This is a genomic window from Drancourtella sp. An57 (assembly GCF_002161525.1).
In the GTDB taxonomy this organism is placed as follows: Bacteria; Bacillota; Clostridia; order Lachnospirales; family Lachnospiraceae; genus Sellimonas; species Sellimonas catena.
Map to the genome: position 1 here is coordinate 126,592 of NZ_NFHY01000003.1, position 25,383 is coordinate 151,974.

Consider the following 25,383-nt stretch of genomic DNA (forward strand, 5'->3'; position numbering starts at 1 on the left):
ACTCTGGTAGAATACAGATAGATTGAATTTGGTATTTTACCAAGTCTCTGCCTTTAGGTGTTTGCCGACACTTAAAGGCTTTTTTCATCTTTCATACCCTGCATTGTATTTGTGATTAGTTCAATTGTATCTAATAAATCTCTGGAAACGCCGACGCCTGCCTCTATGCGTTCCAATTGTTCCAGTACTTTCGCTAATTCATTTTTCAAAGCCTTGTACACTCTGGGATTTCCGACCACTACAATCTCTTTCTCCTGCAGACGGCGGATAATATAATCCTGCTTTGTTAATCCCGACAGCCGTACAGCCGCTTCGAGCTGCTCATCTTCTTCCGGTGATACCCGGAAAGCCACAATCTTATTTCTCCAACGCCCTTGCCTATCCAAAACCTTTACTGACATACTTTGTTTTCTCCTTTCTCTGTCTCACTTCCAATCCGTTCAATATTGAGCTTATCTGCCATTTCTGTCTGCTTTGAAGGAAACAGGTGGGCATATCGGTAAGTAATCTTTTCGCTTTCATGCCCTACCCGATCTCCAATTGCTAATGCTGTAAATCCCATATCTATCAGCAGGGAAACATGGCTGTGACGAAGGTCATGGATCCTGATCCGTTTTACCCCGGCAGCTTTACAGCCTCTATCCATCTCATGAGATAAATAGTGTTTTGTAACCGGAAACAATCGATCTGTGGGTTTCAAACTGTAATACAATTTCATACAGTCCTCCATTTCCTCCGAGAGAAACTGGGGCATTTTTATTATTCGGTTACTTTTCTTTGTTTTTGGACTGGTAATTACATCCCTGCCCTTTAATCGCTGATAGGATTTATTGATCGTTACTGTCTGGTTATCGAAATCGAAGTCCGCTGGTGTCAATGCCAACAGTTCTCCCTCCCTGATGCCACACCAGTACAACATTTCAAATGCATAGTAGGAAAGAGGTTTATCCATCATCTCTTCTGCAAATTTCAGATATTCTTCTTTCGTCCAGAACAACATTTCTTTGCTTTCCTCCGTCCCCATGGTTCCTGCCTTTCTCGCCGGATTGATATTCAGATCGTAATAACGAATCGCATGGTTGAAAATAGAACTCAACTGTCCATGAATCGTTTTCAGATAGGTGGGAGATACGGTTTTTCCTGTTTTCCCTTTTTGGCTCCGCATTGCATTCTGCCAATCAATCACATCTTTTGCCGTGATCTCAGACATTTTTCTCTGCCCCAAATAAGGAAGAATTTTGCTTTGAATAATGCTTTCCTTTGTAAGCCATGTGTTTTCTTTTAATCGTGGACGCACATCTGCCTCATACAACTTGCAGAAACTTTCTAACGTCATATCCATATTTGCCTGTTTCTGCAACTGAAACTGCCGTTCCCACTCCTGCGCCTCTCGTTTGGTGGTAAATCCCCGCTGGCATTTCTGCTTGCGTTCACCTCTCCAGTCCTTGTAACGAGCCATCACATACCACGTTCCGTTTTTCTCATTTTTGTATACCGGCATTTTTAATCCCTCCCTTCATATGACTGTGTACCGTAAAACTGTTCGTAAAAGAACTTGCGGTCAATCCTGCCGGGGATTGTAACACACCCTGTCTTTTCCAGTTCTTTGTTAAGTTTTCGGATCAATTTGTAAGCATAAGACTCGGAAACATCCAGAGCCTCCATAACTTCGCTTACTCTCATAAACATTTTCTCCATAGGCTACCTCTCTTTCTTTGTTTTCTATACTTTTTTGTATAGTCACATATTACTATACATTTTTGTATTGGTCAAGTGGTTTTACAGAAATTATTAAACTTTTTTGTATGGGTTTTTCTTGATTGTTTCTATACTTTTATGTTATACTCAACCTATCAATAAACAGATAGGAGAGCATGATTATGGCTATTGGCGAAAGAATCCATTATTTTAGGATACTCCGTGGCTTTACGCAAAAGTATTTAGGGAAAATGCTCGGTTTCAGCGACTCTCAAGCTGATGTCCGAATCGCCCAATACGAAAAAGGCACCCGCAGTCCCAAAGAAAAATATTTAAATGCACTGGCACAGATTCTTGAAGTATCTCCCCATGCATTAGATGTCCCGGACATTGATAGCAATATAGGATTGATGCACACTCTCTTTACCCTGGAAGATACCCGTGGTCTGAAAATCGGAGAGATTGACGGTGAACTCTGCCTCCGACTGGACAAAAGCACTGGGATGGACTATGTGGAACTCTACGACATGCTTTATCAATGGTTTCAACAGGAGCAAAAGCTCCAATCCGGCGAGATTACAAAAGATCAGTATGATCAATGGCGTTATACCTATCCCAAAATGGAAGTCGAACGAACTCGCCGGGAACGGGCAGCGCTGCGCGAAAAACGAAAAGCTGAACAAGATATGCAATAAAAATACCAACAAAAAAGGTCTTGCTAAATTGATTTCACTCAATTCAGTAAGACCTTTTCTATTGGTTTCAGTTGGATTTTACCTGATAACCTCCGGCGAAATATGAATAAACTCTTTTCAGCCAGTGTTATCAATTTGTTATCAAATAGAACCTTGATAGGCTTCAAACGCCCTGTTTATGCGGGTTCTCAAATTTTTTTACTTACTCAAACTCAATCGTTCCTGGTGGTTTGCTTGTCAAATCGTAGAATACTCGATTGACTCCTTTCACCTCGTTGATGATTCTGCTCATGACTTTCTGCAGTACCTCAAACGGGATATCCGCTGCTTCAGCTGTCATGAAGTCGATCGTTTTTACTGCTCTAAGTGCTACTGCGTAGTCATAGGTTCTTTCATCTCCCATAACTCCTACAGAACGCATATTTGTGAGCGCTGCAAAGTACTGATTGACTTCTCTTGCCAGTCCTGCGTTTGCAATCTCTTCTCTGTAGATTGCGTCTGCATCCTGCACGATCCGTACTTTCTCAGCTGTAACTTCTCCGATGATACGGATTCCAAGTCCCGGTCCCGGGAATGGCTGACGGAATACCAGATCTTCCGGAATGCCAAGCTCCAGTCCTACTTTACGAACTTCGTCTTTGAAAAGATCGCGGAGCGGCTCGATAATTTCTTTGAAATCAACAAAGTCCGGAAGTCCTCCTACGTTGTGGTGAGATTTGATCACTGCGGATTCTCCGCCAAGACCACTCTCTACAACGTCCGGATAAATCGTTCCCTGTGCGAGGAAATCTACGGCTCCGATTTTCTTTGCCTCTTCCTCAAATACACGGATGAATTCTTCACCGATAATTTTACGCTTCTGTTCCGGTTCTGTCACACCTGCAAGTTTGTTGTAATATCTTTCCTGTGCGTTGACACGGATGAAGTTCAGGTCAAAGTTTCCTTCCGGTCCGAATACCGCTTCTACTTCATCTCCTTCGTTTTTACGAAGAAGTCCATGGTCTACAAACACGCATGTCAGCTGTTTTCCGATCGCTCTGGAAAGCAGTCCTGCTGCTACGGAAGAGTCAACACCTCCGGACAGTGCCAGCAGAACTTTGCCGTCTCCCACTTTATTTCTGATATCTGCAACTGCATTTTCAACAAACGCATCCATCTTCCAATCGCCTGAACATTCGCAGACACCGCGTACGAAATTGTACAGCATCTCTTTTCCACGAACTGTATGAAGTACTTCCGGATGGAACTGAATTGCGTACAGCTTTTTCTCTGCATTTTCAGCTGCTGCAACCGGGCAGTCTGCTGTGTGCGCTGTGATCTCAAATCCCGGCGCAACCTGTGCGATATAATCAAAATGACTCATCCAGCAGGTCGTAGCATCTTCTACACCTTCAAACACTTTGGAATCTTTCTTATCAATCAAAACCTCGGTCTTTCCGTACTCTCTGACTTCTGCTTTTGTTACCTTTCCGCCAAGCACATGCATCATCAGCTGTGCTCCGTAGCAGAGTCCGAGAACCGGGATGCCGAGTTCAAATAATTCTTTTGTATATGTCGGAGAATCTGCCTCGTAGCAGCTGTTCGGGCCGCCGGTCAGGATGATTCCCTTTGGATTCATTGCCTTGATCTTTTCAATATCAATACGGTAGGAATAGATCTCGCAATATACATTACATTCACGAACACGTCTTGCCACCAGCTGGTTGTACTGTCCGCCGAAGTCAAGCACAATTACTAATTCGTTTTTCACGGGTTACCCTCCTTCTTTTCCTTTGTGGTTCTTCTATTATAGAATAGCACCCTCTGATTTACAAGTGAATTTTCCGAAAATGGGCGAAATGGGAAGTTTACTCTATTTTCTCTCACTCCCCGCTCCTTTTCCCCACATCAATCCATTTTTCACACCCCGAATACTTCTCCAGCTCCTCCACCGTCAGATCCACGGCGCTGTGTCCGCTTCCTGCCGCCGGATACACCCGCTCGAAGCGTTTCAGGGATTCATCCAGATAAACCGGGATGCCCGGTTTGGTCACAAACGGGCAGACGCCGCCCGGCTGATGGCCTACAGCCTCTTCCACCTGATCCCAGGGAATCATTTTGGCTTTCTGGTGGAACTGGGCTTTGTACTTCTTATTATCGATTTTTGTGTCGCCAGCCAGGACAATAAGAATCGGGGCGTCATCCACGAAAAAGGACATGGTCTTTGCGATCTGACATGGTTCACAACCGATCGCCTGTGCCGCCTCTTCCACAGTAGCACTGGACTGTGCAAGATCCATGACCCGTTCTCCCATTCCATCCTCTTCAAAATATTGCTTAACCAGTTCAAAAGACATTGGTACTCACCTACTTTTCCTTTTCTTTTCCTCTCTTCATTATAGCCAATCCTTGTCCGGAAGTAAATCCGCTTTCCCAGGAACCAAAACAGGTACGAAAGGCCAGCTTCCTCGCCAATCCTTCCGCACCTGTTCTTTTGCTTTCCTGCTAAGTAGATTGTTCTATTTTAATTCCCTTTTCTATACTCTGCTTTTAATTCTCATTCTGATCCAGTTCCTTGACATATGTTCCGTCTTCTTTTACAAATCCCATAGTCTGCAAATAGGATTCGTGAGGCCCCGGAGTTTCTGTAAAACTCAGTTTCCGGATTCCCTGCTCCTTCAGGCGGGAATACAGATATTTCCCCACCGAGCAGTCCCGGTATGCCGGGGTAGAATAGTCCAGGATTACATCCAGCTCTCCGTCCGCCCGACGGTTTCCGATCAGAATTCCTGTCGGAGCATCGTCATGGCAGACGATGTAGGCGGCGTTGCAGCCTTCCATTGTCTTGGCCGATGCATTAAAATCCGGAAAGTATTTCTGAATGTCCGCCGCATATCGTTTTACAAAATAACGCAGCATGGATTCTTCCGGAGTCCCTTCGATCACATCGTAAGCTCTCTCCGTTTTCCGGATCCGCATCAGATAGTAAAAGTTGATCAGCACGAGACAGGTATTCATGATTGCCGTCGGGTATGCATGGATCACGAGAGAGTAGATCGTACAGATCACGCCGCCAGCCATGTTGATGATCCTAAGCTTCACCACCGAAGTCATCAGAAATGACAGCAGTACAAGGGCAGAGCCGAAGTACCCGACCAGCTCCACAATCATATGGATATCCAAGCCGTCTCCTCCTTTTAGTATCCGGCTCCTGCGTCCGGACTGTTTTTCATGATTTTCACCAGTCTGCTTGTTCCAAGACGCTCTGCTCCAAGGCGGATGAATTCTTCCGCGTCATCGAAAGAGGAAATGCCTCCTGCCGCTTTGACTTTAACGTCTGCTCCGACATGCTTTCGCATCAGTTCCACATCCGCAAATGTTGCTCCTGCGGTGGAAAATCCGGTGGATGTCTTGATGTATTCTGCGCCTGCTTTTGTGACAATCTCGCACATCTTAATCTTCTCTTCTTCGGTCAGCAGGCACGTCTCGATGATCACTTTCAGAATACGGCCGCCGCATGCCTCGTGGATCTGGCGGATTTCGTCTTCCAGCGCCTCATATTTCTTATCTTTTAGCCAACCGATATTGATAACCATATCAATCTCGGAGGCTCCGTTTTCGATGGCGTCTTTTGTTTCAAATACTTTGACTGCCGTTGTGCTGTACCCGTTAGGGAATCCGATCACAGTGCAGATCGGAAGTTTCCCTTCCACATAATCCGCTGCCTGTTTTACATAAGATGCCGGGATGCAGGCGGACGCCGTCTCATATTTCATGGCGTCATCCAGAATCTGGCGGATCTCCTCCCAGGTTGCTCCCTGAGTCAGCAGGGTATGGTCTACATATTTCAAAATTTCTTTCTTTTCCATCTTATATCCCTTTCCATTTCGTTTCCAGTATCTCTTTGATTTCCGGGTCAAATGCCGTTTCCGCGGCGTTGCGAAGCAGGGTGAGAATCAGTTCGTCATCCTGTCCGTACTGCTCATAGACTCTCGTCAGCTCTTTTGTCATGGTTGTACCGCTGACTGTCCGGTTGTCTGTGTTGATGCTGACCTTGATTCCTGCATCTACAAACCGGCGAAGCGGATAGTCTTCCCATCCTGCTGCCGCCTTCGTCTGAAAGTTGCTGGTCGGACACATCTCTACACCGATTCCGGCCTTTGCATAGGCTTTCATCAGTTCCGGATCCTTGCGAAGCGCGATGCCGTGTCCGATCCGTCTGGCTCCCAGTTGGTAGGCTTCCCGGACATTTTCCAGATTTCCGGTTTCCCCGGAATGAATGGTAAACGGCATGCCCAGACGTTTTGCTTCCACAAAAATGTCACGGAACTCCGCGGTCGGAAATGCGGATTCATCCCCTGCCAGATCCAGGGCACAGACACCGTGTCCCAGATATTCCCTTGCACATTTCAGCATGGACAGGTTCTGCTCCGGGCTGTGATTTCTCATGGCACAGACGATGATCCCGTACTGTACCTGAAAATCGGCCTTCGCCCGCTCCATTCCTTTCCACACGGCCTCAATTACCTTTGCGCAGCTTAAGTTTTCGTGAACCGAAAGCATCGGAGCAAACCGGACTTCAATATATTCTACATGTTCCTTTGCGATCTCTTCTATAAAGGTATACGCACCGTCTTCCAGTCCTGCCTCGTCCTGCAGGCACTGTACCGGAAGATCAAATTTTTCCAGATATTCTGTCAGGCTTGTGCAGTCTTCTGAGACGGTCAGGGCATCTTCCGGGATCGTTTTCCCAAGATGCCGTTCCATCATGGCTTTTGTCAGAGAGCCGTCCAGATGACAGTGCAGATCCAGTTTTGGAATTGTTTTGATATCCATATCGTTACACCTTTCTTCCGTTTCTCGAACTCCGTTTTATATCGTTTCGATAATCTTTGTTACCAGTCGTTTGAAGTCTTTGGAAACGCGGTCTGCAGTCTCCTGCACTTCTTTGTGATCCAGTTTTTCCTTACTGATACCGGCTGCCAGGTTGGTGATGCAGGAGATTCCTCCGATCTCCATGCCCATATGGCGTGCGGCCATTGCCTCGCAGGCCGTGCTCATGCCGACAGCGTCTCCGCCCCAGATTTTGCACATCCGTACTTCGGCCGGTGTCTCATAGTTTGGTCCGGTAAGCTGAACGTACACGCCTTCTTTTAAATCAATCTCGCACTCGGATGCGGCGTTTCGGATCACATCCTGGATTCTGTGGCTGTACACTTCGCTCATATCCGGGAACCGAGGTCCCAGTTCGTCCAGGTTCGGTCCAATCAGCGGACTTGGCACGCCTGTGGCAATGTGGTCGGTCAGCATCATGAAATCGCCCGGGCGGAAGTTTTCGTTGATTCCGCCGGCCGCATTGGTAAGGAGCAGCTTTTTCGCCCCCAGAAGGCCCATCAGGCGGGTAGGAAGAACCACGTCGGACATCGGGTAACCTTCGTAATAGTGAACCCGGCCCTGCATGATGACAACCGGCACATCTCCTACATATCCAAAGACGAAGCGTCCTTTATGTCCTGTTACTGTGGATACCGGGAATCCCTCGATTTCGGTGTAATCCACGGTCGTTTCAATCTGAATTCCGTCTGCATAATCTCCCAGTCCGCTTCCGAGAATCAATGCCACTTCCGGTTTGAAATCTGTCTTTTCGCGAATACTTGCAAGACAGGTCTGTAATTTCTTTTCCATCTTTGATCCACTCCTTTATAAGTCCTCCGCCAGAATTCCGGAGATCATCTCCTCCATTCTGCGGTATTGTTCATAGTTAATCATGATATTGCTTCCCTGTGTCGTAATCATCCCGTTTTCCTTGAATTTCTTGATGGAACGGCTGATTGTCTTCACACAGAGTCCCGTGAAATCCGACAGTTCCTGCCGGTCGCCCTTCATCCTCAGGACGCCGCCCTGGGCATATTTGCGGTACCGTTTCATCAGAAGGAAGGCTACCCGGTCCGCTCCCTGTAAAAACAGAAGCATCCGGCTGTCTCTGGCCTGTTCCAGAAGATATTCGCCCATCAGCCGGCTCTCCTGCTGCAGAGCGACTATATCCGAATCCAGCCATTTCTTGAACCCTTCTTTCGGTATTTTCAGTACGGTACACTCTGTCACCGTCTGGAGGGTTGTCTGGTACTTGTCCAGATTGATGATGACTTCCATTCCGCCGAATGCATAGACCTTGTCAAACATAGTAAAATCGTAGTTGATTCCGTAAATCCGATAATCAGTGGCTTTGATCAGACCTTTCCCGATAAAGAAAATCATGTCTGCAGGCTCTCCCTCCTGCACGAAAACCGTCCCTTTTTCCAGCTCTTCCACCACAAAAGTGTCCATCAGCCACATGGGTGCTGTCCGGAAATACTCTTCAAACTGTTTTCTTCTGTCTTTTTCAATCTCATCTAAAAACGGCAGAATCTTCGCCAGATACTTGTTTTCCATTCCTTCTCACCTACCGTTCTCCTTTGGTAAATCGTCACACATGATCGTGCTCTGTCAGATTACCTGTTTCCCTTTGATATATTTTGCTTCCACCCTGGCATCCCCGTCCAGATAGATCAGTCTCTCCAGCCTTTCCCGGACGGAAAGCGGACGGGCGTGCCGGATCTTGCGGTCGTCGATCACAACCGCGTCAAACTCGTACCCTTCTTCCAGGCTTCCAGCCTTTCCAAAGAAAGCACCGCCGCCTTTGGTCGCCAGGTAAAAGACTTCTTCCACAGTCAGAGGCGCCAGACTTTGATCGATGAGTCTCCATCGAAGCTTCGAACACTGGATGGCCATGGCCATCGCCCGGAACAAAGAGATCGAGGAGCCGGCCGCCACATCGGTGCCAAGTCCCATCTGCATCCCCAGTTCCATGTATTTCCTAGCCGGTGCGATTCCGGAGGAGAGGTTTGCATTGGATTCCGGACAGTGGGCGATGAAGACGCCCTGCTCTTTCATCATCCGGATTTCCTCTTCCCCACTGTACACGCAGTGTGCCATGATGGTCGGGCAGTCTCCGCCAAACAGACCGTGGATCCGGTAGGCATCCCCGTAGCAGGACGCCTTTGGCTGCAGTTCTTTGACCCAGTCGATTTCGCTTAAATTTTCCGAGAGATGGGACTGCATCGGCAGATCGTATTGTTTCTGAAGCCCGGAGAGCAGTTCCATCAATTCATCGGAACAGGTTGGAATAAATCTTGGCGTCAGGATTGGTCTGACATTGGAAAGATTCTTTGCGGCCAGAATCCAGTTCTCTGTCGCTTCCGCGGATGCTTTGGCGCTTTCCTCACACAGACCTTCCGGGCTGTTCCGGTCCATATTGACCTTTCCTACATAGCCCGCAAGTCCTGCCACCTCCATCTGTTCCATGAGCCAGAGTGTAGCGTCCGGATGGCAGGTGCCAAAGACGCAGGCTCTCGTTGTCGCGCTGTGAAGCAGATCATCCAGAAAAATTTCATACGCCTTTTTTGCGTATTCCGGATCCTGATACTTTTCCTCTTCCGGGAAGGTATGGGTATTCAGCCAGTCGATCAGTTCCTGATCCATCCCCAGTCCCCGGAAAGGGTACTGGGGTGCATGGACATGCAGGTCAATCAGTCCCGGAATGATCAGCCGGTCGCCGTAATCGTGGCAGGGAATCCCGCTCCATTTTTCCGGAAGCGTTTCAAATACTCCGATGCTTTTTCCGTCTTCGCACACAACGTAACCATGCTCGATGGTGCGGATTGTCTTTTGATTTTCACTATAGCAGATCTGTCCTCTGATCGCAAATCGTTCCATGTTGTTCTCTCCTTGCTCTGAATTTCCGTCTGTTATCGTTGTCCCTTATCGTAAGGGATACCTTCCGCTTTTGGTGCCCTGGAGTTCCTTGAGAACAGGGCCAGTACCACAAGGGAAATAATGTATGGAAGCATGTTGTAAACGGCGCTTGGGATATTGAGCGCTTCCAGAATGTCGAATCCGGAGTACACGTTGGACAGTGCACGGAACAGACCGAACAGAAGCGCTGCCAGTCCGATCAGCTTCGGCTCCCACTGTCCGAAGATCATAACCGCAAGGGCAAGGAATCCGAATCCTGCCACACCGTTTTCAAATTTCCATTCGCTGACACCTGCTGTGATGTAGACGATTCCTCCCAGACCTCCGAAGAATCCGGAAATCAGGACGCCCGCATAACGCATTTTGTATACGTTGATTCCAACGGAATCCGCTGCCTGCGGATGCTCGCCGCACGCCCGCAGTCTCAGTCCAAACCGGGTTTTATAAAGAACCACGTGCGCAACGATCAGAAGGATGACAGCCAGGATCATAAACCAGCTTACTTCAAAGTTTCCGATTTTAAATGCCGAGAATGCTTTCCTCTGATCGATATACTGAATGGAAGAGGAAACATTGTTTACATTTTCTCCCATGTTGATTGCCTTCACAATGACAGTGGCCGCCGCTGTTCCAAGAAGGTTCATGGCTGTTCCGACCAGTGTCTGGTCCGCCTTAAAGTTGATGGCCGATACTGCAAGCAGAAGGGAGTAGATCATACCAAAGATCACACTTCCAAGGACAACCGTCAGAATCATCAGCGCTGCCGGAAGATCTCCCATGTACTTCATCACCAGGGCACCGCCAAGGGCACCGATGACCATGGTACCTTCCAGCCCCAGGTTGATCACACCGCTTCGTTCAGAAAAGCATCCGCCAAGGGCCACAAGCATCAGTACTGATGCATAGATCAATGTATATTGTAATAAGAGTGCCATATGTTCTTCCTCCTTCCCTATTTCTTTGCTTTTCTGTTCATGCAGTATTTAAAGAATAATACAAAACCGCAGAAGTAAATGATGATTGCCGAGATCAGATCGGAGATCTGCGCACAGTATACCATCTTGTCCACATAGGATCCGCCGCTTGTAATGTGCTGGATGAAAAATGCTGAGAAAATACTTCCGATCGGGTTCAGGCCTCCGAGGAAGGCTGCCGCGATTCCGTTGAATCCCATAGCCGGAACTGCCGTCTGTGCACAGGACCACTGCTCGATTCCGCTTAAGTAAAGGAATGCAGCTCCAAGACCTGCGAGACATCCTGCGATCACCATGGTAAGGATCATGTTTCTCTTTTCTTTCATACCTGCATATTTTGCAGCATTTTTATTCAGTCCGGTTGCTTTTAATTCGTATCCAAGTTTTGTCTTGCTCATCACTACCCATACGAGGATGGCGATGATGACTGCAAGCGGGATTGCAATGGTCACATACCGGTTGTCAGAAAACAGCTTGTCCAGGCCAAGACTCGGAATCAGGGCGTCCGGGCTGTTTGTCTTAAGCGCCATCGTATAGGTCGTACTGGATTCCTTGACGTTCGTCAGAAGCATGTTGACGCTGTAAAGGCTGATCCAGTTGAGCATGATTCCGGCGATAACTTCGTTTACATTTAAGTATGCCTTTAAGATTCCGGCGATTCCTCCGAGCAGTCCTCCGCCGATCATGGCTGCGATCATGCAGACATACCAAGGCATCTGATACGCAAGCGCCAGGTAAAGGGCAAGTCCTGCTCCTACCGCGTACTGTCCGGAAGCTCCAATGTTAAAGAGCCCTACCTTGTAGGCAAAAAGGATGGACAGGGTACACATCAGAAGCGGCGCCGTTTTGGCAAGGGTGCTTCCGAAATATTCCAGTGCAACTTCCGGTCTCGGGAAATACAGGAAGTTCTTTAAAATGGATGTCATCGCATCCCAGGCTCCGGCCGGATTGATGCACAGCAGCACAATATAACCTACCAGAAGGCCAAGGATAATACAGATCAGAGACGCTATGACCGTCTGTACGCCGCCGATCTCCAGGAACCGTTTCTTTTCATTTTTTGTATTCATATGCTACACCTCCTGTTTCTTGGCGCCGGTCATATAAAGACCAAGTTCTTCCACCGTCACTTCATCCGGTTTGAATTCCCCGACAAGTCTTCCTTCATACATGACGAGAATCCGGTCCGGCACATCCATGACTTCATCCAGTTCCAGGCTGACCAGAAGGACTGCCTTTCCGGCATCCCGCTGCTCGATCAGCTGCCTGTGAATCGATTCAATTGCTCCGATGTCGACTCCCCGTGTCGGCTGCACCGCAATCAGAAGATCCGGATTCTTGTCGATCTCTCTTGCGATAATCGACTTCTGCTGATTTCCCCCCGACATGGAACGTACGATAGTAGAGGATCCCTGTCCGGAACGGATATCGTACTCTTCGATCAGGCGGTCCGAGTATTCCCGGATTTCTTTTCGCTTCATCAGTCCGGCCTTGCTTGTAAACTGCGGTTCAAAGTAGCGCTGCAGCACCAGATTGTCCTCCAGAGAATAATCCAGAACCAGTCCGTGCTTATGCCGGTCTTCCGGAATGTGACTCATTCCGGAAGTGGAGCGTTCCCTGACAGATGCTTTTGTAATATCTTTTCCGTTCATATGGATGCTTCCGCTCTTTAACGGCTCCAGACCGGAAAGTCCGTAAACAAGTTCTGTCTGGCCGTTTCCGTCGATTCCGGTAATGCAGACGATCTCGCCTTTACGTACCTGGAAGCTGACATCCTGCACCGCATCCTTTTTATTCTGTCCGGCAACGGTCATGTCCTTCACATCCAGCACCACGTCGCCAGGCTCGGCCGGTTTTTTCTCTACTTTAAAGGAGACATTTCTTCCTACCATCATGGCGGAAAGCTTCTCCGGCGTCGTGTCTTTTGTTTCGACAGTTCCGACGTATTTTCCTTTTCTTAAAACCGTACAGCGGTCAGAAACTTCCATGATCTCGTTGAGCTTGTGGGAAATGAAGAGGATACTCTTTCCTTCCTTTGCAAGACCTTTCATGATCTGCATCAGTTCCTCGATTTCCTGCACGGTCAGCACTGCCGTCGGCTCGTCAAAAATCAGAATTTCATTGTCCCGGTACAGCATTTTTAAAATTTCCGTTCTCTGCTGCATTCCGACCGTGATATTCTCCACTTTGGCGTCCGGATCAATCTGCAGATGATACCGGTTTGACAGTTCCATTACCTTTTTCCTTGCGTCATCCTTTTTCAGAAATCCGCCCTGTACCGGCTCTGCGCCGAGAATGATATTATCCAGCACAGAAAAACATTCCACCAGTTTGAAGTGCTGGTGCACCATTCCGATTCCAAGTGCGTTGGCGTCGTTCGGATTTTTGATTTCTACTTTTTTCCCGTCTTTGCGGATTTCTCCTTCTTCCGCCTGATACAGTCCGAATAACACGCTCATCAACGTGGATTTCCCCGCTCCGTTTTCACCGAGGAGCGCGTGGATCTCGCCTTTTTTCAACTGAAGCGTAATGTCATCGTTTGCCACAATCCCAGGAAATCTCTTGGTGATGTGAAGCATTTCCACTGCATATTCTCCCATTTTTGCTTCCTCCTTCCGGTATCTTTTACATGATCGATCCTTGTCTTTCGTTTACCTTGACAGATACTTCCGGCATCTTTTCGGTGGAATTATCAATAGTAATTTCCCCGTCATAGATTTTCCGTACCAGTTCATGGTAATCGTCCACGGTAAAGTTTTCGTTCCACTGTGTCGTATCTTCCGGAAGCCCTACGTAATTGACATCCATATCCGTTCCTGACACAAGTCCAAGATTTTCGATCTTTCCGACATGTTCTTCCCAGGTATTTGTCACAATGATGGAATCCAGCATCGCCTTTACGGTTGCTCCCAGCCCTTTCATTGCGGATGTTACCGTCATTCCTTCTCCGTACGCATCAATAATCGGGGACTGGTCGCTGTCCACGCCGATCATCTTTCCGCCCACTTTTGAAGCAGCTTCTGCCGCAGAGGTAAAGATACCGCCGCCGCATGCAAAGACGATCTCCGTTCCCTGGCTGTACCAGGTATCCATCGCCGCTGTTACCTCTGTGGAACCATAGAACTGTCCGCCGTACGCATACTCAACTTCAATCTGATCGGTAATTCCAAGTTCTTTTGCCGCATCATTGATTCCCTGTACATAACCGAATCCGTATCTCATAACTGCCGGTACCGCCTGACCGCCGAGGAAACCGAGTTTCCGGTAACCAAGCTTCACAGCCGCGTACCCTGCCATATATCCAGGGATTTCTTCCTGATACACCGCGCAGTATGTGTTTTCAGTGTTGTAATAATCGGCTGCTTCATATGCGTCCGGATTGTCATAGTATTTGCTTCCGACTGCTGCCGCAATGATATCTCCTGCCGTCATATCCAGCGCAATAAATTTGACATCAGGATATTTGTAAGTAACTTCTACCAGCGCCGGAGCAAAAATGTATCCCGGCATGACGATGATGTTGTAGCCTTCCGCTACCGCCACATCAATCATGGCAATCCGGGCATAATCCGTATCTCCGTCCGGCTTTTTGTAGGTAAAGTCAATGTTGTTATCCGTACAGTACTCAAGACATGCTTCGTAAGTTGTCTGGTTAAAAGACTGGTCTGTTATGTCGCCGCTGTCCGTGATCATGGCCACACGGTAATCAGAATTCCCGGTACCCTGGCTGGACTTGGAAGGTCCGCATCCGATCACGGAAACCGCCATGCAGATTACCAGAAACAACGCGGCAAGCTTTTTCATTCTTTTCATGTCTTCTTTTCCTCCTTTTTTTGTAGAATGGTGTTTATTTTAAACAGGAAAGCAGGGAAGTTCCGATTGTCTCCTCCGGCATGGACAGCCCGAAATTGTCCAGGATCGTCGCGCCGATCACCGCAAAGGTATCCTGTTCCGGCAGCATTCCGTTTCCTTCCATGGATCTGGAATACGCAAGGAACGGTACTTTCTCCCGAGTGTGGTCGGTTCCTGTGTAAGTCGGGTCATTTCCATGGTCCGCCGTGATGATTAAAAGATCGTCTTCTCTTAGCTTTTCCAGTAAAACCGCTAATTTTTCATCAAACATCTCCAGCTCTTTCGCATATCCTTCCGGATCTCTTCTGTGTCCCCATTTTGCGTCGAAATCTACCAGATTGACAAAGCAGAGTCCGCGGAAATCTTTGTCTGCAAGCTCGATGGTCTGCTCCATTCCGTGGACGGAGGATTTGGATTTGTATGCTTCCGTGATGCCTTCTCCGTCGAAAATGTCCTTGATCTTTCCAACGGAAATCACATCGAAACCATTGTCCTGAAGTACATTCAGCGCCGTCTTTACCGGAGGCTTCAACGCATAGTCATGACGGTTGCTCGTCCGTTCAAACTCGCCCCGTTTCTTTCCGACATACGGTCTTGCAATGACTCTTCCGACTCTCCACTCTTCTTTCATCGTCAGTTCTCTTGCAATTTCGCAGCAGCGGTACAGTTCCTGTAAATCAAAGGTCTCTTCATTTCCACAGATCTGAAGCACCGAGTCCGCTGAAGTATACACAATCATATGTCCGGTTGCGATTTCTTCTTCTCCAAGTTCCTCTATAATCTCCGTTCCACTGGCACTCTTGTTTCCAATCACTTTGTGTCCGGTCCGTTTTTCCAGTTCGTCGATCAGTTCCTTCGGAAATCCGTGTTCTGTAAATGTCTTGAACGGCTTTTTCGTCTCCACTCCCATGATCTCCCAGTGTCCGGTCATCGTATCCTTTCCGTTACTTCTTTCCCGGAGTGCCGCCTGGTATCCAAGTGGATTTTCTACTGCCGGCACCTGGCGAAGCTGTGTCAGATTTGCGATTCCAAGCTTTTGCAGCGCCGGAATCCGGAAGGTCTCCACTGATTCGGAAATGTGTCCGAGCGTGTTGACTCCTACATCTCCAAACTTTTCCCCGTCCGGCATGACGCCGATTCCCAGAGAATCGATCACAATTACAAATACCCGTTTTGCCTGTTTCATATTCCTCCTACCTTTCTTCCAGATTGCCCGGTCCAAATCCCTGAGGCATCAGATCTTTCAGTTTATAAATCCGATAATCATCTTTTCCCTTTGCCAGGATAATCTGAAATTCGTCCGGATGACAGAATTCCATCATGACCTGCCTGCACACTCCGCAAGGTGGTGTATAATCCAAAAGTTCTCCGTCCGGTCCGCCTACAATACAGATTGCTTCAAATTCCCGGATCCCTTCGCTGACTGCCTTGAAAACGGCTGTCCGCTCGGCACAGTTCGTCGGCGTGTACGCAGCATTCTCTATATTGCATCCTGTGTAGATCTGTCCGTTTTTTGCAAGCAGAGCCGCCCCGACTTTGAAATGGGAATACGGTGTGTAGGAGAAGGCAAGTTGAGCAATGGCTGTTTCAATCAGTTCCTTAATCTGTGTTTCACTCATCTGTGTACCCTCCTTTATTTTCCTGCCTTTTTGTCCGCTTCAATCAGTTTCCGGATTGCTCCCACTGCTACCCGGACTGCCATATCGGTATCATGGACTACCGGATTTTCCAGTCCTTCCTTTTCCCGTTCCTGGTTTGCCACAACGAGGAAGCAGGATCCTGCCCGCACTCTTAAGTGGCTTGCTACAACAAAGAGGGCCGCCGATTCCATCTCGGAAGCCAGGCATCCAAGCCGCTTCCATGCTTCCCATTTATTCAGAAGCTCATAGCTGACCGGCATCCGCTCCGGAGAGTGTTGTCCATAGAAGGAATCTTTACACTGAACGATGCCGACATGGTACGGCGCTCCCATTTCCCTTGCTGATTCCATCAGTGCGTTGGTAAGATGGATGTCCGCCACAGCCGGAAACTCGATCGGTGCGTATTCCCGTGTCGTCCCTTCCATACGGATCGCCCCGTTTGCGATTACCACGTCCCCGCTCTTTACATCCAGCTGCATTCCTCCGCATGTTCCGATCCGGATAAAGGTATCCGCCCCGGACATAACCAGCTCTTCCATGGCGATCGATGCGGACGGACCGCCGATTCCTGTAGAGGTCACGCTTACCTTCACACCGTCCAGATATCCGGTATAAGTCACATATTCTCTGTTGTCTGCCATCAAAACCGGAGCATCAAAATATTTTGCGATCTTTGCACACCGTTTTGGATCCCCCGGAAGAATCACATAACGTCCGACATCTCCTTTTCCTACCTGAATGTGATATTGTTTATTCGGGTTTTCTGAATAATTCATAATCATACCTCGCTTTCCCTTACCTGTAATATGGACATCCGTTCTCATTTTTACACAAAAAAAATACCGGCTTGTCCTCATTTCGTTCGTCTTTACTTGCATCTTAACCGGAATTTAACATATAAAAAAGGACTCGAGTCCCTTTTTGTTCATTTACGTAACTTTTCACAATTTCGTACCATGGTTTTTGTCTACTTTTTCTATATTCCTCACCTCTTTTTTTCTCTCTTCTTGACAGTTTTCTATTTCTGTGTAAGGATTTTATCAGTATAAAAAACAGGAGATGGAATGTTATGAAGAGGAAAATACTGATTGTGGACGACGAACAGGCCATTGCCGATCTGGTGGAAGTCTATCTTTCCAATGAGGGGATGGAAGTCCTGAAATGTTACAATGGAAAAGATGCGCTTGACTGTATCCGGAAAGAAGAACTGTCTCTTGCGATTCTGGATGTCATGCTTCCCGACATTGACGGCTACAAACTCTGTCAGGAGATCCGGAAGGAGCATTTTTATCCTGTCATCATGCTGACCGCAAGAACAGAGGATACTGACAAGATTCTCGGTCTCACCATTGGAGCCGATGATTATATTACAAAACCGTTCAATCCTCTGGAACTGGTGGCAAGGGTCAAGACCCAGCTCCGCCGCTTTGAGCGCTACAATCCAAAAGCCGCGCCGGCGGATTCTTCCTTGGATGCAGCCGCCGATTCCTGTATCGACATCCGGGGATTAAGCATTGATAAGGATTCTCACAAATGTTCCTTAAACGGCAGCCCGCTGTCTCTGACACCGATCGAATTTTCCATCCTATGGTATCTGTGCGAAAACAAAGGTCGTGTCGTTTCCTCTGAGGAACTCTTCGAGCAGGTCTGGGGAGAAAAATTTCTTGATAATAACAATACGGTCATGGCTCACATCGGCCGGCTCCGTGAGAAGATGAAAGACTCCGGCCGGAAGCCGAAATACATTAAAACTGTATGGGGAGTGGGGTATCAAATTGAATAAACAGACAACGAATCAACTTTCCGAACAGCTCCGCCGCAGACTTTTATACCGCTTTATTTTTTCCTGCCTGCTCTATGCAGGAATCGGCGGGTTTCTGTTCCTTCTTATATACTGGTATTATCACACGAGAATATGGTACGGGTATGAGACTTTTTATATCGTGATATCCACATTGGAGCGTTTCCATGAACTCTTTATGATTTTATATCTACTCATCGGCGCTCTTATTTTCGGATACCGTTATCTCTCTAAATCCTGTGCCTATCTGGATGAGCTTCTGACAGCCTCCGACAGCCTCTGGAAAAATCAGGAGGAACCTGTCGTTATGTCCGATGACCTGCGGGAAGCCTCCCTTCATATGAATGAGGTACGGCTTGATATCATCGAAAGCAGGAAGGCCGCCAACGAGGCTGAACAGCGAAAAAACGACCTGGTCGTCTATCTGGCTCATGACCTGAAGACGCCGCTCACCTCCGTGATCGGATATCTGACGCTTCTTCATGATGAAAGGGAAATTTCCCCTGCACTTCAGGAGAAATATCTGGGCGTTGCTCTTGAAAAGGCAGAGCGGCTGGAGGACCTGATCAATGAGTTCTTCGACATTACCCGGTTTAATCTGACCCATTTGACGCTGGATCTTAGCCGGATCAATCTGACAAGGATGCTGGAGCAGACTCTCTACGAATTTGCCCCAATGTTTGCGGAAAAGAACCTGGAATATTCTTTCCACGCTCCACAGAATCTGGAGTTCCTCTGTGATCCTGACAAACTGCAGCGTGTCTTTGACAATCTGCTGCGAAATGCGGTCAACTACAGTTTTTCGGACACGGTCATTGATGTCCGGCTTTCCGTCGACATGGGCGTTCTGACTTTCACCGTAGAAAACGAGGGCCGCACCATTCCGCCGGAAAAACTGGAGCGGATCTTTGAACAGTTCTTCCGTCTGGACTCTTCCAGAGGCTCCGGAAGCGGCGGAGCAGGCCTCGGTCTTGCCATCGCAAAAGAGATTGTAGAACTGCACGGCGGCCAGATTTTTGCCGAAAGTCACGACAACCGTGTGATCTTCCGGGTCGACCTTCCATATTCGTCAGGAAATCGTTAGAATTTCGTGGGATAAAATACAGATTTCCGTCTATGAATCCGAGAAAATCAAATCGACCATTCTGATATAGTAAAAGCGTGCCAGGGAAACCGCTTCCGATTTTCCGACACGCTTTTTCCATGTGAACTTTGGGTACTTTACCAGAAAGGAATGATCTCTCATGAATACAAGAACAAGAAAACCAATCCGTTATCGCAGGAAACACCGGAGGCACCTGCTGCACTTTGTCCTTCCTATGCTCTGCATGATTCTGGCTCTTTGTGCCTGCGCCTCCTATATACTGAACCGTTCTGCCGGCGCAGACTCCGGACTGGTGTCCGGCATCATCTCCCTCCTTGGCGGCTCCGCCGAGGAAGAAATCAGCCGGTATGCTTCTGCCAACGGATACGACATCAGCGACTATCCGCAGTCACTGATCGATCTGTATGACCGGAATAAAGAAACCAAAGACTTTGTCTTTGAATATCCGGCGAAAAAGGATGAAACACCTGCCATCGACCTGAGCACGTTGAATACGTCTTCCGTCCCGCTTCTCATGCAGTGGGATCAGCGCTGGGGTTATAAGCAGTACGCCGGAGATCTCTTCGGTTTAAGCGGCTGCGGCCCAACCTGCCTTTCCATGGTAGCCATCTACCTCACCGGAAACACGAATATGAATCCTGCCTGGATGGCAGATTTTGCCTCCTCCCACGGATATGCCTCCGATGGAAGCGGCTCCTACTGGACTCTCTTCTCCGAGGGAGGAGTATCCCTTGGATTTGATGTCACGGAGATCCCGCTGGATGAGCAACGGATCATCGATAACCTGGAAGTAGGAAATCCGATTGTCGCTGTCGTAGGTCCTGGAGACTTCACAACGACCGGACATTTCATCGTTCTGACCGGGTATCAAAACGGACAGATCAAGGTCAATGATCCGAACAGCCGGAAAAATTCCAAAAAGCTGTGGGATTACGATCAGATCAGCGGACAGATCAAAGATCTGTGGGTGTTCCGATAAATAACAAAGAGTTCCGTTTGCGGAACTCTCGCGCCGAGCGCGGTCGCTTTAGCGACAAATTTCTGCTTTGCGCGAGTGCGCATCTCGCGGAGCGTTTTTGTTTAACAGGGAACGAAGTTTCCTGTTAAACAAAACACACTTCGATACGGGGAAAATCAGCATCTTCCTCCGTATCGAAGTGACTTTACTTTCTATCTCATTCTTCTCCTCACATCTTCCAGCGAATGAATTCCTCCTGCTGCCCCGTAGGCTTCCACGGTACAGGAAGCTGCCGCGCAGGCAAACCTTGCACACTCGTCAATCTGCCATCCGTTCGCAATTCCCCAAAGGAAGCCTGCCGCAAACGAATCGCCCGCTCCGGTCGTATCCAGACATACCTTCACAGGAACCGCCGGGATTGCCCGGACGCCCTGCCTGTCCGCTACAACACATCCGTCGGCCCCGCATTTGACAACCGCTGTCTTTACTCCGCATGATACCAGACGCTTTGCGTTTTTAAAAGGATCCCGCTCGCCCGTCAATAAAGCGATTTCTTCTTCATTCGGAAAGATACAGTCTATATAAGGAAGAAGTTCTTCAATATCCTCCAGCGTTTCTCCGTTTTTCGCCTTTGTCATGTCCACCGCCAAAAATCGATCTTTCCCCTTGATTCTGGCAAATAACTGTTTCATTTTTGCGATGTTCAGCAGCGGAGAAACGAACATCCCCGCAAAACTTACAATCGGAGCCGCATCATCGAGACAGCCGTTGATATCTTCAAATGCCAGCTTTCTTAAGCTTCCATGCGGATTCGTCAGGAAATGCCGTTCCCCTTTTTCGTTGATCAGAACGATATTGATACCCGTTGCCAGGTCTTTCTGTATTTTCACACTCTCCACAGAAAGCCGGTTCTCTTCCATAAAATTCAGTACCCGCTTTCCGGCTTCGTCTTCACCAACCTTTGTGATCAGCTGTACCTTTTTTCCCAGTCTGCTGAGGATCACCGCCTCATTCAGCGCATCCCCTCCAAAAGACATCTGAATCGTGTCCATCGGACAAGAGCCGGTGGAAAATACTGTTTCACTTACCGGTGCAGCAAGAATATCAATAATCGCAGCACCTATAATAGAGATATCATACACCTTGCATTTCTCCTTTCGTATTTTTACAAATTTTCATTTCCAAGTGCTCCTGGCGACGCTTTTTTCTCCAAGATTCCGTTCTGGCTTTTTTAGGCATTAACCTTCCCCCAATCTATGATTCGCTTAAGATACGGATCTGCACCATATTTACCTTCCAGATACTGCTTATCAAATTTTGCGTCTTTACGGACAGATTCACCTTTTTCATTTTTAAACTCTACCAAGGAGTACAATTGGGAATTCTGAGAATTTCCTTTTGCCACAAACCATATTTCATCCCGGCGAAATACCTCACTATTCATTGTGGATAAATCATGAGAGGTAAAGATTAATTGTGCCTTCTTTTTATTAATGCTCATATTACTGAACATCATAATAATATAGCGTAACAATACCGGATGTATCTTGGCATCTAATTCGTCAATTACCAGGGTAGTTCCTGACAATAAACTATCTGCAATAAAAGGCATCAAACCGAATAATTTCTTTGTTCCACTGGACTCTTCCAGCAAATTTAATTCCGTTTCACGGTCTCCTACCATATGTTTTGTATATACATCAATTCTATCATTTTCATCCTTGACTACACGAAAATCTACAATATCTAAATCCATCTCCTGGATCATCTGCAACATCAAGTGTTTTACAGCTTCCGAACTGGATACTGCCATACGAAGTTCTTCCATTGGATTCCCATAGTTCAAGAAATCGATTCCATATTCAAACCATTCCAAAACGTCTTTTACTACCTCATTCTTTTTATAAGTAATTCCAAGATAAGATAATAATGGAAGTGTTTCAGACAGCTCATCACTGATCTTTAACTTCGCAAACGCACCTTTTAACATAATTTCTTCGCCACGTTCAAAAAGAGCCGACCGCCTACCTGTATCCATTTTTACCCGATCAAGTCTTTCATAGACAACCACCTCTCTTTTCACATGCAGTATATATCTATATTCTGCTAATTCTGTGCGAAAAAAGATTTCAAATTCCGTGGGCTCGCTTTTAGTTTCCTCTGAAAAGGCAAATGGTTCTATTATCATTTTTTTCTGAAGAAAAATACGTTCTTCATTGTCTCCAGTTGCATATAAAGGACGAAGCACTTTTACTGCTAATGTATGCAGCGCTTCCAATACATTGGATTTTCCTCCGCCATTTGGGCCATATATTGCAAAAACAGGCAAAAATATTTCTCCATCTTTATCTCTTATTATTCTATCTTCATGTTCAGAAATAGCCGCAGCCTGCATGTCGAATGTTACTTCATCTCGAATACTCTTGTAATTTTTGACTGTAAATTGGCATAGCATAACAGTTACCTCCTACATTTCATATTTCTTTTCACCATCTATTATATTCCATTTTGCATTTTTGCAAACAATATATGAGAAATTTTCTCATATATTTACTTATAAATTATAAAATTGATAATTACGAAACCATTTCTATTCCATTCTTTTATCTTTATTGTAACTTTTTCTCACCTCGCTAAAACTTCCATCTCTTATCATCCGGCTTCTTGTCCATCACCACAAGTCTATTTGCAAAAAGAAAAGAGCCAATGCCTTTGACCCTATTTAGCCAAAAACATCAGCTCTCTTTTAATACATATGCTTTCCTTTATATTTTTCGCGCGTTGCCATGCCTCCCCGGATATGGCGCTCAGATTTGTTTAAATCCAGTACCTTTCTCGCTTCACCGGCAAGCTGGGGATTGATCTGCCGCAGACGCTCAGTAACATCTTTATGTATGGTACTTTTACTCACTCCGAACTCTTTTGCCGTCTGCCTCACTGTTGCATTATGATCAATGATGTAATGTGCGATCTCTACCGCCCTCTCCTCGATATATTCCTTCATAGATTTCCTCTACACTCACTATTTTTACAATGTATGCAGAGAAAATCGTCATCATTCATACATTCGGATAAAAGAGACTTCCTCGTTATTTCTACAAATATCTGTCCGTATCTCTTGCTCCATAAAGGAATCTCCGAACTTCCATTACATCTCCAATAACCACATAATAAATCACATAATTCCGCACATAAATCCGATAATATGGATATTTTCTCTTTTTTGCAGAGGGATAAGGTTCAAACATCAATGGATGATCCAAACGTTCCAATATTGCCGCTTCTACATCATTCGCAAGTTTTTCCGCTGCATCGGGATTTTTTAGCACATTTGTAATGTAACTCACCGTCTGCACCAAATCCTGCTCAAATAAAGGAAGATATTGGAGTCTGTATTTTTTATTTGCCATGGATTGCACCTCTAACGTTTCTGAACACATCCTCATGGCTTAGTCTTTCTTCCTTAGTTTCTGCCATTTTGTCCGCCTCATCCAGTTTCATCTCCACATTGTCTACAAGACTTGCATATTCCTCCAAACTAAGCACAACCATTGCCCCATATCCATTTTTTGTCAAATATACCGGCTGCCCCTCATTGACAAGCATTTCAATCTCAGGAAATTTATTTCGCAAATCCGAAACAGGTCTGATCTGTATCATAGTAACCTCTCCTTTCTTATCGCAATTTCCATCTTTTATTATCTTAATCTTATCATTATTTTATCATTTCTGCAAGGCAATATAATATTCATATACTATTTTTTAGGGCATCATTCATAAGGACTTGCCAACATTAACTCAAACCAAAACCTCTTTTGTCATCTGCTCCACTCTTGTATTATGATCAAGACCGCTCCTATATCTCCCGATATACCATCTTCCCATTCTTTCTCTCCGACTTCATAAGCACTACTCGTTCTACGTTCATCTCCACTTTTCTCAAATGCACCTGATATGTTTCCTTCGATGCGGACTTTCGGATCAGAGTGATGTGCGGGATAAACTTATCATGCGCATACGGAATTCCTGCTTCTTTCAAAGCCGCCCGCAGGTCCTTCACATATGTATTCAATTTCTGGTTTTCCTGAATTCCCGCCCACAGAAGATCCCCAAACTTTCCTTTCTCGGAAAGTTTCAGACGAAGCCGGGGCAGCGGAATACTGTTTATAGCATCCTTTATCCGCTCCGGCTTATCATATTCTCCAATAAATGCCAATGTCAGATGCAGGTTCTGCGCCGGTACATAATTGCCGGTCACTCCCTGTTTTTTCAAATCGTTCATGCAGGCTGTCAGAGCCCTTTTCATGTCCTCTGATAATTGAATCGCTATAAACAATCTCATATACTATTCCACTCTTCCCTTTTCCTGCAAACTTCTACCTCTGATACTTCCACCCATATTCTTTTTTCAACCTTTCAAAAATCTCAAATGCCACCGGGCAAACTTCAATCACGTCTAACACGCTGAGCAAACTGTAAAGCCGTTCCGGCTGATCTGTATAGGGAAAAGTTTTGCAACTCTGCGGTTTACAACTCCCTAATCTGCAGTCCCCATTCTGATCCAGAAAATCACAAGGTACATGTTTTGTTTCATATCCATCTTCCGTTTCACTTTTCTCCAGATATTTTTCTATGAGTTCTTCCTTTGTAAGCCCAAGTACTCCTGCGTCCTGCTCCAGGTCTTCTTTCGGTATACTGCCACGATACATCTTACAGCAATTTCTGCACCTGCTACAGTCATAATTTCTGAATAACTCCTGATGCAATTTTTGAAATTGCTCATCCAATTTGTCTTCCTCCGCATTGCATTTCAAATAAGTACGAAATGCAAAGTTTTCATTTCTTCTTTTTCCTGCTTCAAAACGTATTTTTCTCGGTGCAATCATT

29 protein-coding genes are annotated in these 25,383 nt (G+C 46.6%); 4 read left to right on the forward strand and 25 right to left on the reverse strand.

Going from position 1 to position 25,383, the window contains the following annotated elements; translation table 11 throughout:
- Positions 1 to 71 precede the first annotated feature (71 nt).
- The 3 genes from B5G11_RS03495 to B5G11_RS03505 are packed head-to-tail and all read right to left on the reverse strand — an operon-like array spanning position 72 to position 1,698.
- Positions 72 to 401, reverse strand: a complete 330-nt coding sequence (locus B5G11_RS03495) for a hypothetical protein (RefSeq protein ID WP_087252199.1) — start codon at positions 399 to 401, stop codon at positions 72 to 74.
- Positions 392 to 1,501 carry a site-specific integrase gene (locus B5G11_RS03500; RefSeq protein WP_087252200.1) on the reverse strand — a complete coding sequence of 370 codons (1,110 nt, stop codon included), beginning with the start codon at positions 1,499 to 1,501 and terminating at the stop codon, positions 392 to 394. Before B5G11_RS03500 ends, B5G11_RS03495 begins: the two co-directional genes overlap by 10 nt.
- A 2-nt stretch (positions 1,502 to 1,503) precedes the next feature.
- On the reverse strand, positions 1,504 to 1,698 hold the full coding sequence (locus B5G11_RS03505) for a MarR family transcriptional regulator (RefSeq protein ID WP_087252201.1): 195 nt from the start codon (positions 1,696 to 1,698) through the stop codon (positions 1,504 to 1,506).
- A 182-nt stretch (positions 1,699 to 1,880) separates the two neighbouring features.
- Here B5G11_RS03505 and B5G11_RS03510 point away from each other — a divergent pair, with 182 nt between their 5' ends.
- Complete coding sequence (locus B5G11_RS03510; RefSeq protein ID WP_087252202.1) at positions 1,881 to 2,393, forward strand: helix-turn-helix transcriptional regulator; 513 nt, start codon at positions 1,881 to 1,883, stop codon at positions 2,391 to 2,393.
- A 202-nt stretch (positions 2,394 to 2,595) separates the two neighbouring features.
- On the opposite strand, the gene guaA is transcribed toward B5G11_RS03510, so the two are convergent.
- The 15 genes from guaA to udp form a co-directional block, all read right to left on the reverse strand.
- Positions 2,596 to 4,143, reverse strand: coding sequence for a glutamine-hydrolyzing GMP synthase (guaA, locus tag B5G11_RS03515; protein ID WP_087252203.1), 1,548 nt, complete (start codon positions 4,141 to 4,143; stop codon positions 2,596 to 2,598).
- A gap of 112 nt (positions 4,144 to 4,255) precedes the next feature.
- A complete protein-coding gene (locus B5G11_RS03520) occupies positions 4,256 to 4,729 on the reverse strand; it encodes a YbaK/EbsC family protein (protein WP_087166864.1) in 474 nt (157 codons plus the stop codon).
- Positions 4,730 to 4,922: 193 nt separating this feature from the next.
- A complete protein-coding gene (locus B5G11_RS03525; protein ID WP_087252204.1) occupies positions 4,923 to 5,555 on the reverse strand; it encodes a hypothetical protein in 633 nt (210 codons plus the stop codon).
- 14 nt (positions 5,556 to 5,569) lie between these two features.
- The gene (deoC, locus tag B5G11_RS03530) at positions 5,570 to 6,241 is read right to left on the reverse strand and encodes a deoxyribose-phosphate aldolase (protein WP_087201259.1); all 672 of its coding nucleotides are present in this window, start codon (positions 6,239 to 6,241) and stop codon (positions 5,570 to 5,572) included.
- Position 6,242: 1 nt separating this feature from the next.
- A complete protein-coding gene (gene add, locus B5G11_RS03535) occupies positions 6,243 to 7,208 on the reverse strand; it encodes an adenosine deaminase (protein ID WP_087201260.1) in 966 nt (321 codons plus the stop codon).
- A 36-nt stretch (positions 7,209 to 7,244) separates the two neighbouring features.
- Positions 7,245 to 8,057: a purine-nucleoside phosphorylase gene (locus B5G11_RS03540; protein ID WP_087252205.1), complete on the reverse strand. Its 813-nt coding sequence runs from the start codon at positions 8,055 to 8,057 to the stop codon at positions 7,245 to 7,247.
- A 15-nt stretch (positions 8,058 to 8,072) separates the two neighbouring features.
- A complete protein-coding gene (locus B5G11_RS03545) occupies positions 8,073 to 8,804 on the reverse strand; it encodes a Crp/Fnr family transcriptional regulator (protein ID WP_087252206.1) in 732 nt (243 codons plus the stop codon).
- Between the two features lie 54 nt (positions 8,805 to 8,858).
- Positions 8,859 to 10,127 carry an amidohydrolase family protein gene (locus B5G11_RS03550; protein WP_087252207.1) on the reverse strand — a complete coding sequence of 423 codons (1,269 nt, stop codon included), beginning with the start codon at positions 10,125 to 10,127 and terminating at the stop codon, positions 8,859 to 8,861.
- 32 nt (positions 10,128 to 10,159) lie between these two features.
- Positions 10,160 to 11,101 (reverse strand): ABC transporter permease, encoded by a 942-nt coding sequence (locus tag B5G11_RS03555; RefSeq protein WP_087252208.1) that lies wholly within the window; start codon positions 11,099 to 11,101, stop codon positions 10,160 to 10,162.
- Positions 11,102 to 11,118: 17 nt separating this feature from the next.
- Complete coding sequence (locus tag B5G11_RS03560; protein WP_087166856.1) at positions 11,119 to 12,210, reverse strand: ABC transporter permease; 1,092 nt, start codon at positions 12,208 to 12,210, stop codon at positions 11,119 to 11,121.
- A gap of 3 nt (positions 12,211 to 12,213) precedes the next feature.
- The gene (locus tag B5G11_RS03565) at positions 12,214 to 13,740 is read right to left on the reverse strand and encodes an ABC transporter ATP-binding protein (RefSeq protein WP_087252209.1); all 1,527 of its coding nucleotides are present in this window, start codon (positions 13,738 to 13,740) and stop codon (positions 12,214 to 12,216) included.
- Positions 13,741 to 13,765: 25 nt separating this feature from the next.
- Positions 13,766 to 14,953: a BMP family ABC transporter substrate-binding protein gene (locus tag B5G11_RS03570; RefSeq protein ID WP_330680112.1), complete on the reverse strand. Its 1,188-nt coding sequence runs from the start codon at positions 14,951 to 14,953 to the stop codon at positions 13,766 to 13,768.
- Between the two features lie 34 nt (positions 14,954 to 14,987).
- Positions 14,988 to 16,178 carry a phosphopentomutase gene (locus B5G11_RS03575; RefSeq protein ID WP_087252210.1) on the reverse strand — a complete coding sequence of 397 codons (1,191 nt, stop codon included), beginning with the start codon at positions 16,176 to 16,178 and terminating at the stop codon, positions 14,988 to 14,990.
- A gap of 7 nt (positions 16,179 to 16,185) precedes the next feature.
- Positions 16,186 to 16,611 carry a cytidine deaminase gene (locus B5G11_RS03580; RefSeq protein WP_087252211.1) on the reverse strand — a complete coding sequence of 142 codons (426 nt, stop codon included), beginning with the start codon at positions 16,609 to 16,611 and terminating at the stop codon, positions 16,186 to 16,188.
- Between the two features lie 14 nt (positions 16,612 to 16,625).
- Positions 16,626 to 17,411 (reverse strand): uridine phosphorylase, encoded by a 786-nt coding sequence (udp, locus tag B5G11_RS03585; protein ID WP_087166937.1) that lies wholly within the window; start codon positions 17,409 to 17,411, stop codon positions 16,626 to 16,628.
- A 290-nt stretch (positions 17,412 to 17,701) separates the two neighbouring features.
- On the opposite strand from udp, the gene vanR reads away from it, so the two are divergent.
- The 3 genes from vanR to B5G11_RS03600 all read left to right on the forward strand — a co-directional run bounded on the left by vanR (position 17,702) and on the right by B5G11_RS03600 (position 20,517).
- Positions 17,702 to 18,415 carry a VanR-ABDEGLN family response regulator transcription factor gene (gene vanR / locus B5G11_RS03590; RefSeq protein WP_087166852.1) on the forward strand — a complete coding sequence of 238 codons (714 nt, stop codon included), beginning with the start codon at positions 17,702 to 17,704 and terminating at the stop codon, positions 18,413 to 18,415.
- Complete coding sequence (locus B5G11_RS16955) at positions 18,408 to 19,517, forward strand: HAMP domain-containing sensor histidine kinase (RefSeq protein WP_087252212.1); 1,110 nt, start codon at positions 18,408 to 18,410, stop codon at positions 19,515 to 19,517. Before vanR ends, B5G11_RS16955 begins: the two co-directional genes overlap by 8 nt.
- Positions 19,518 to 19,677: 160 nt before the next feature.
- Complete coding sequence (locus B5G11_RS03600) at positions 19,678 to 20,517, forward strand: C39 family peptidase (protein ID WP_087252213.1); 840 nt, start codon at positions 19,678 to 19,680, stop codon at positions 20,515 to 20,517.
- A gap of 191 nt (positions 20,518 to 20,708) precedes the next feature.
- Here B5G11_RS03600 and B5G11_RS03605 read toward each other — a convergent pair whose 3' ends face one another.
- The 7 genes from B5G11_RS03605 to B5G11_RS03635 all read right to left on the reverse strand — a co-directional run bounded on the left by B5G11_RS03605 (position 20,709) and on the right by B5G11_RS03635 (position 25,382).
- Positions 20,709 to 21,638 carry a carbohydrate kinase family protein gene (locus B5G11_RS03605; RefSeq protein ID WP_158099202.1) on the reverse strand — a complete coding sequence of 310 codons (930 nt, stop codon included), beginning with the start codon at positions 21,636 to 21,638 and terminating at the stop codon, positions 20,709 to 20,711.
- Between the two features lie 89 nt (positions 21,639 to 21,727).
- Complete coding sequence (locus B5G11_RS03610; protein ID WP_087166848.1) at positions 21,728 to 22,951, reverse strand: ATP-binding protein; 1,224 nt, start codon at positions 22,949 to 22,951, stop codon at positions 21,728 to 21,730.
- Between the two features lie 291 nt (positions 22,952 to 23,242).
- Positions 23,243 to 23,500, reverse strand: coding sequence for a sporulation transcriptional regulator SpoIIID (gene spoIIID, locus B5G11_RS03615; RefSeq protein WP_087166847.1), 258 nt, complete (start codon positions 23,498 to 23,500; stop codon positions 23,243 to 23,245).
- A 91-nt stretch (positions 23,501 to 23,591) separates the two neighbouring features.
- Positions 23,592 to 23,906 (reverse strand): type II toxin-antitoxin system RelE/ParE family toxin, encoded by a 315-nt coding sequence (locus B5G11_RS03620; RefSeq protein WP_087166846.1) that lies wholly within the window; start codon positions 23,904 to 23,906, stop codon positions 23,592 to 23,594.
- Entirely contained in the window at positions 23,896 to 24,156 is a 261-nt protein-coding gene (locus B5G11_RS03625; protein WP_087166845.1) for a type II toxin-antitoxin system prevent-host-death family antitoxin, read from the reverse strand. The genes B5G11_RS03620 and B5G11_RS03625 overlap by 11 nt, the downstream gene beginning before the upstream one ends.
- Positions 24,157 to 24,352: 196 nt before the next feature.
- The gene (gene thpR, locus B5G11_RS03630) at positions 24,353 to 24,838 is read right to left on the reverse strand and encodes an RNA 2',3'-cyclic phosphodiesterase (protein ID WP_087252214.1); all 486 of its coding nucleotides are present in this window, start codon (positions 24,836 to 24,838) and stop codon (positions 24,353 to 24,355) included.
- A gap of 34 nt (positions 24,839 to 24,872) precedes the next feature.
- On the reverse strand, positions 24,873 to 25,382 hold the full coding sequence (locus tag B5G11_RS03635; protein ID WP_087166843.1) for a YkgJ family cysteine cluster protein: 510 nt from the start codon (positions 25,380 to 25,382) through the stop codon (positions 24,873 to 24,875).
- Position 25,383 lies beyond the last annotated feature (1 nt).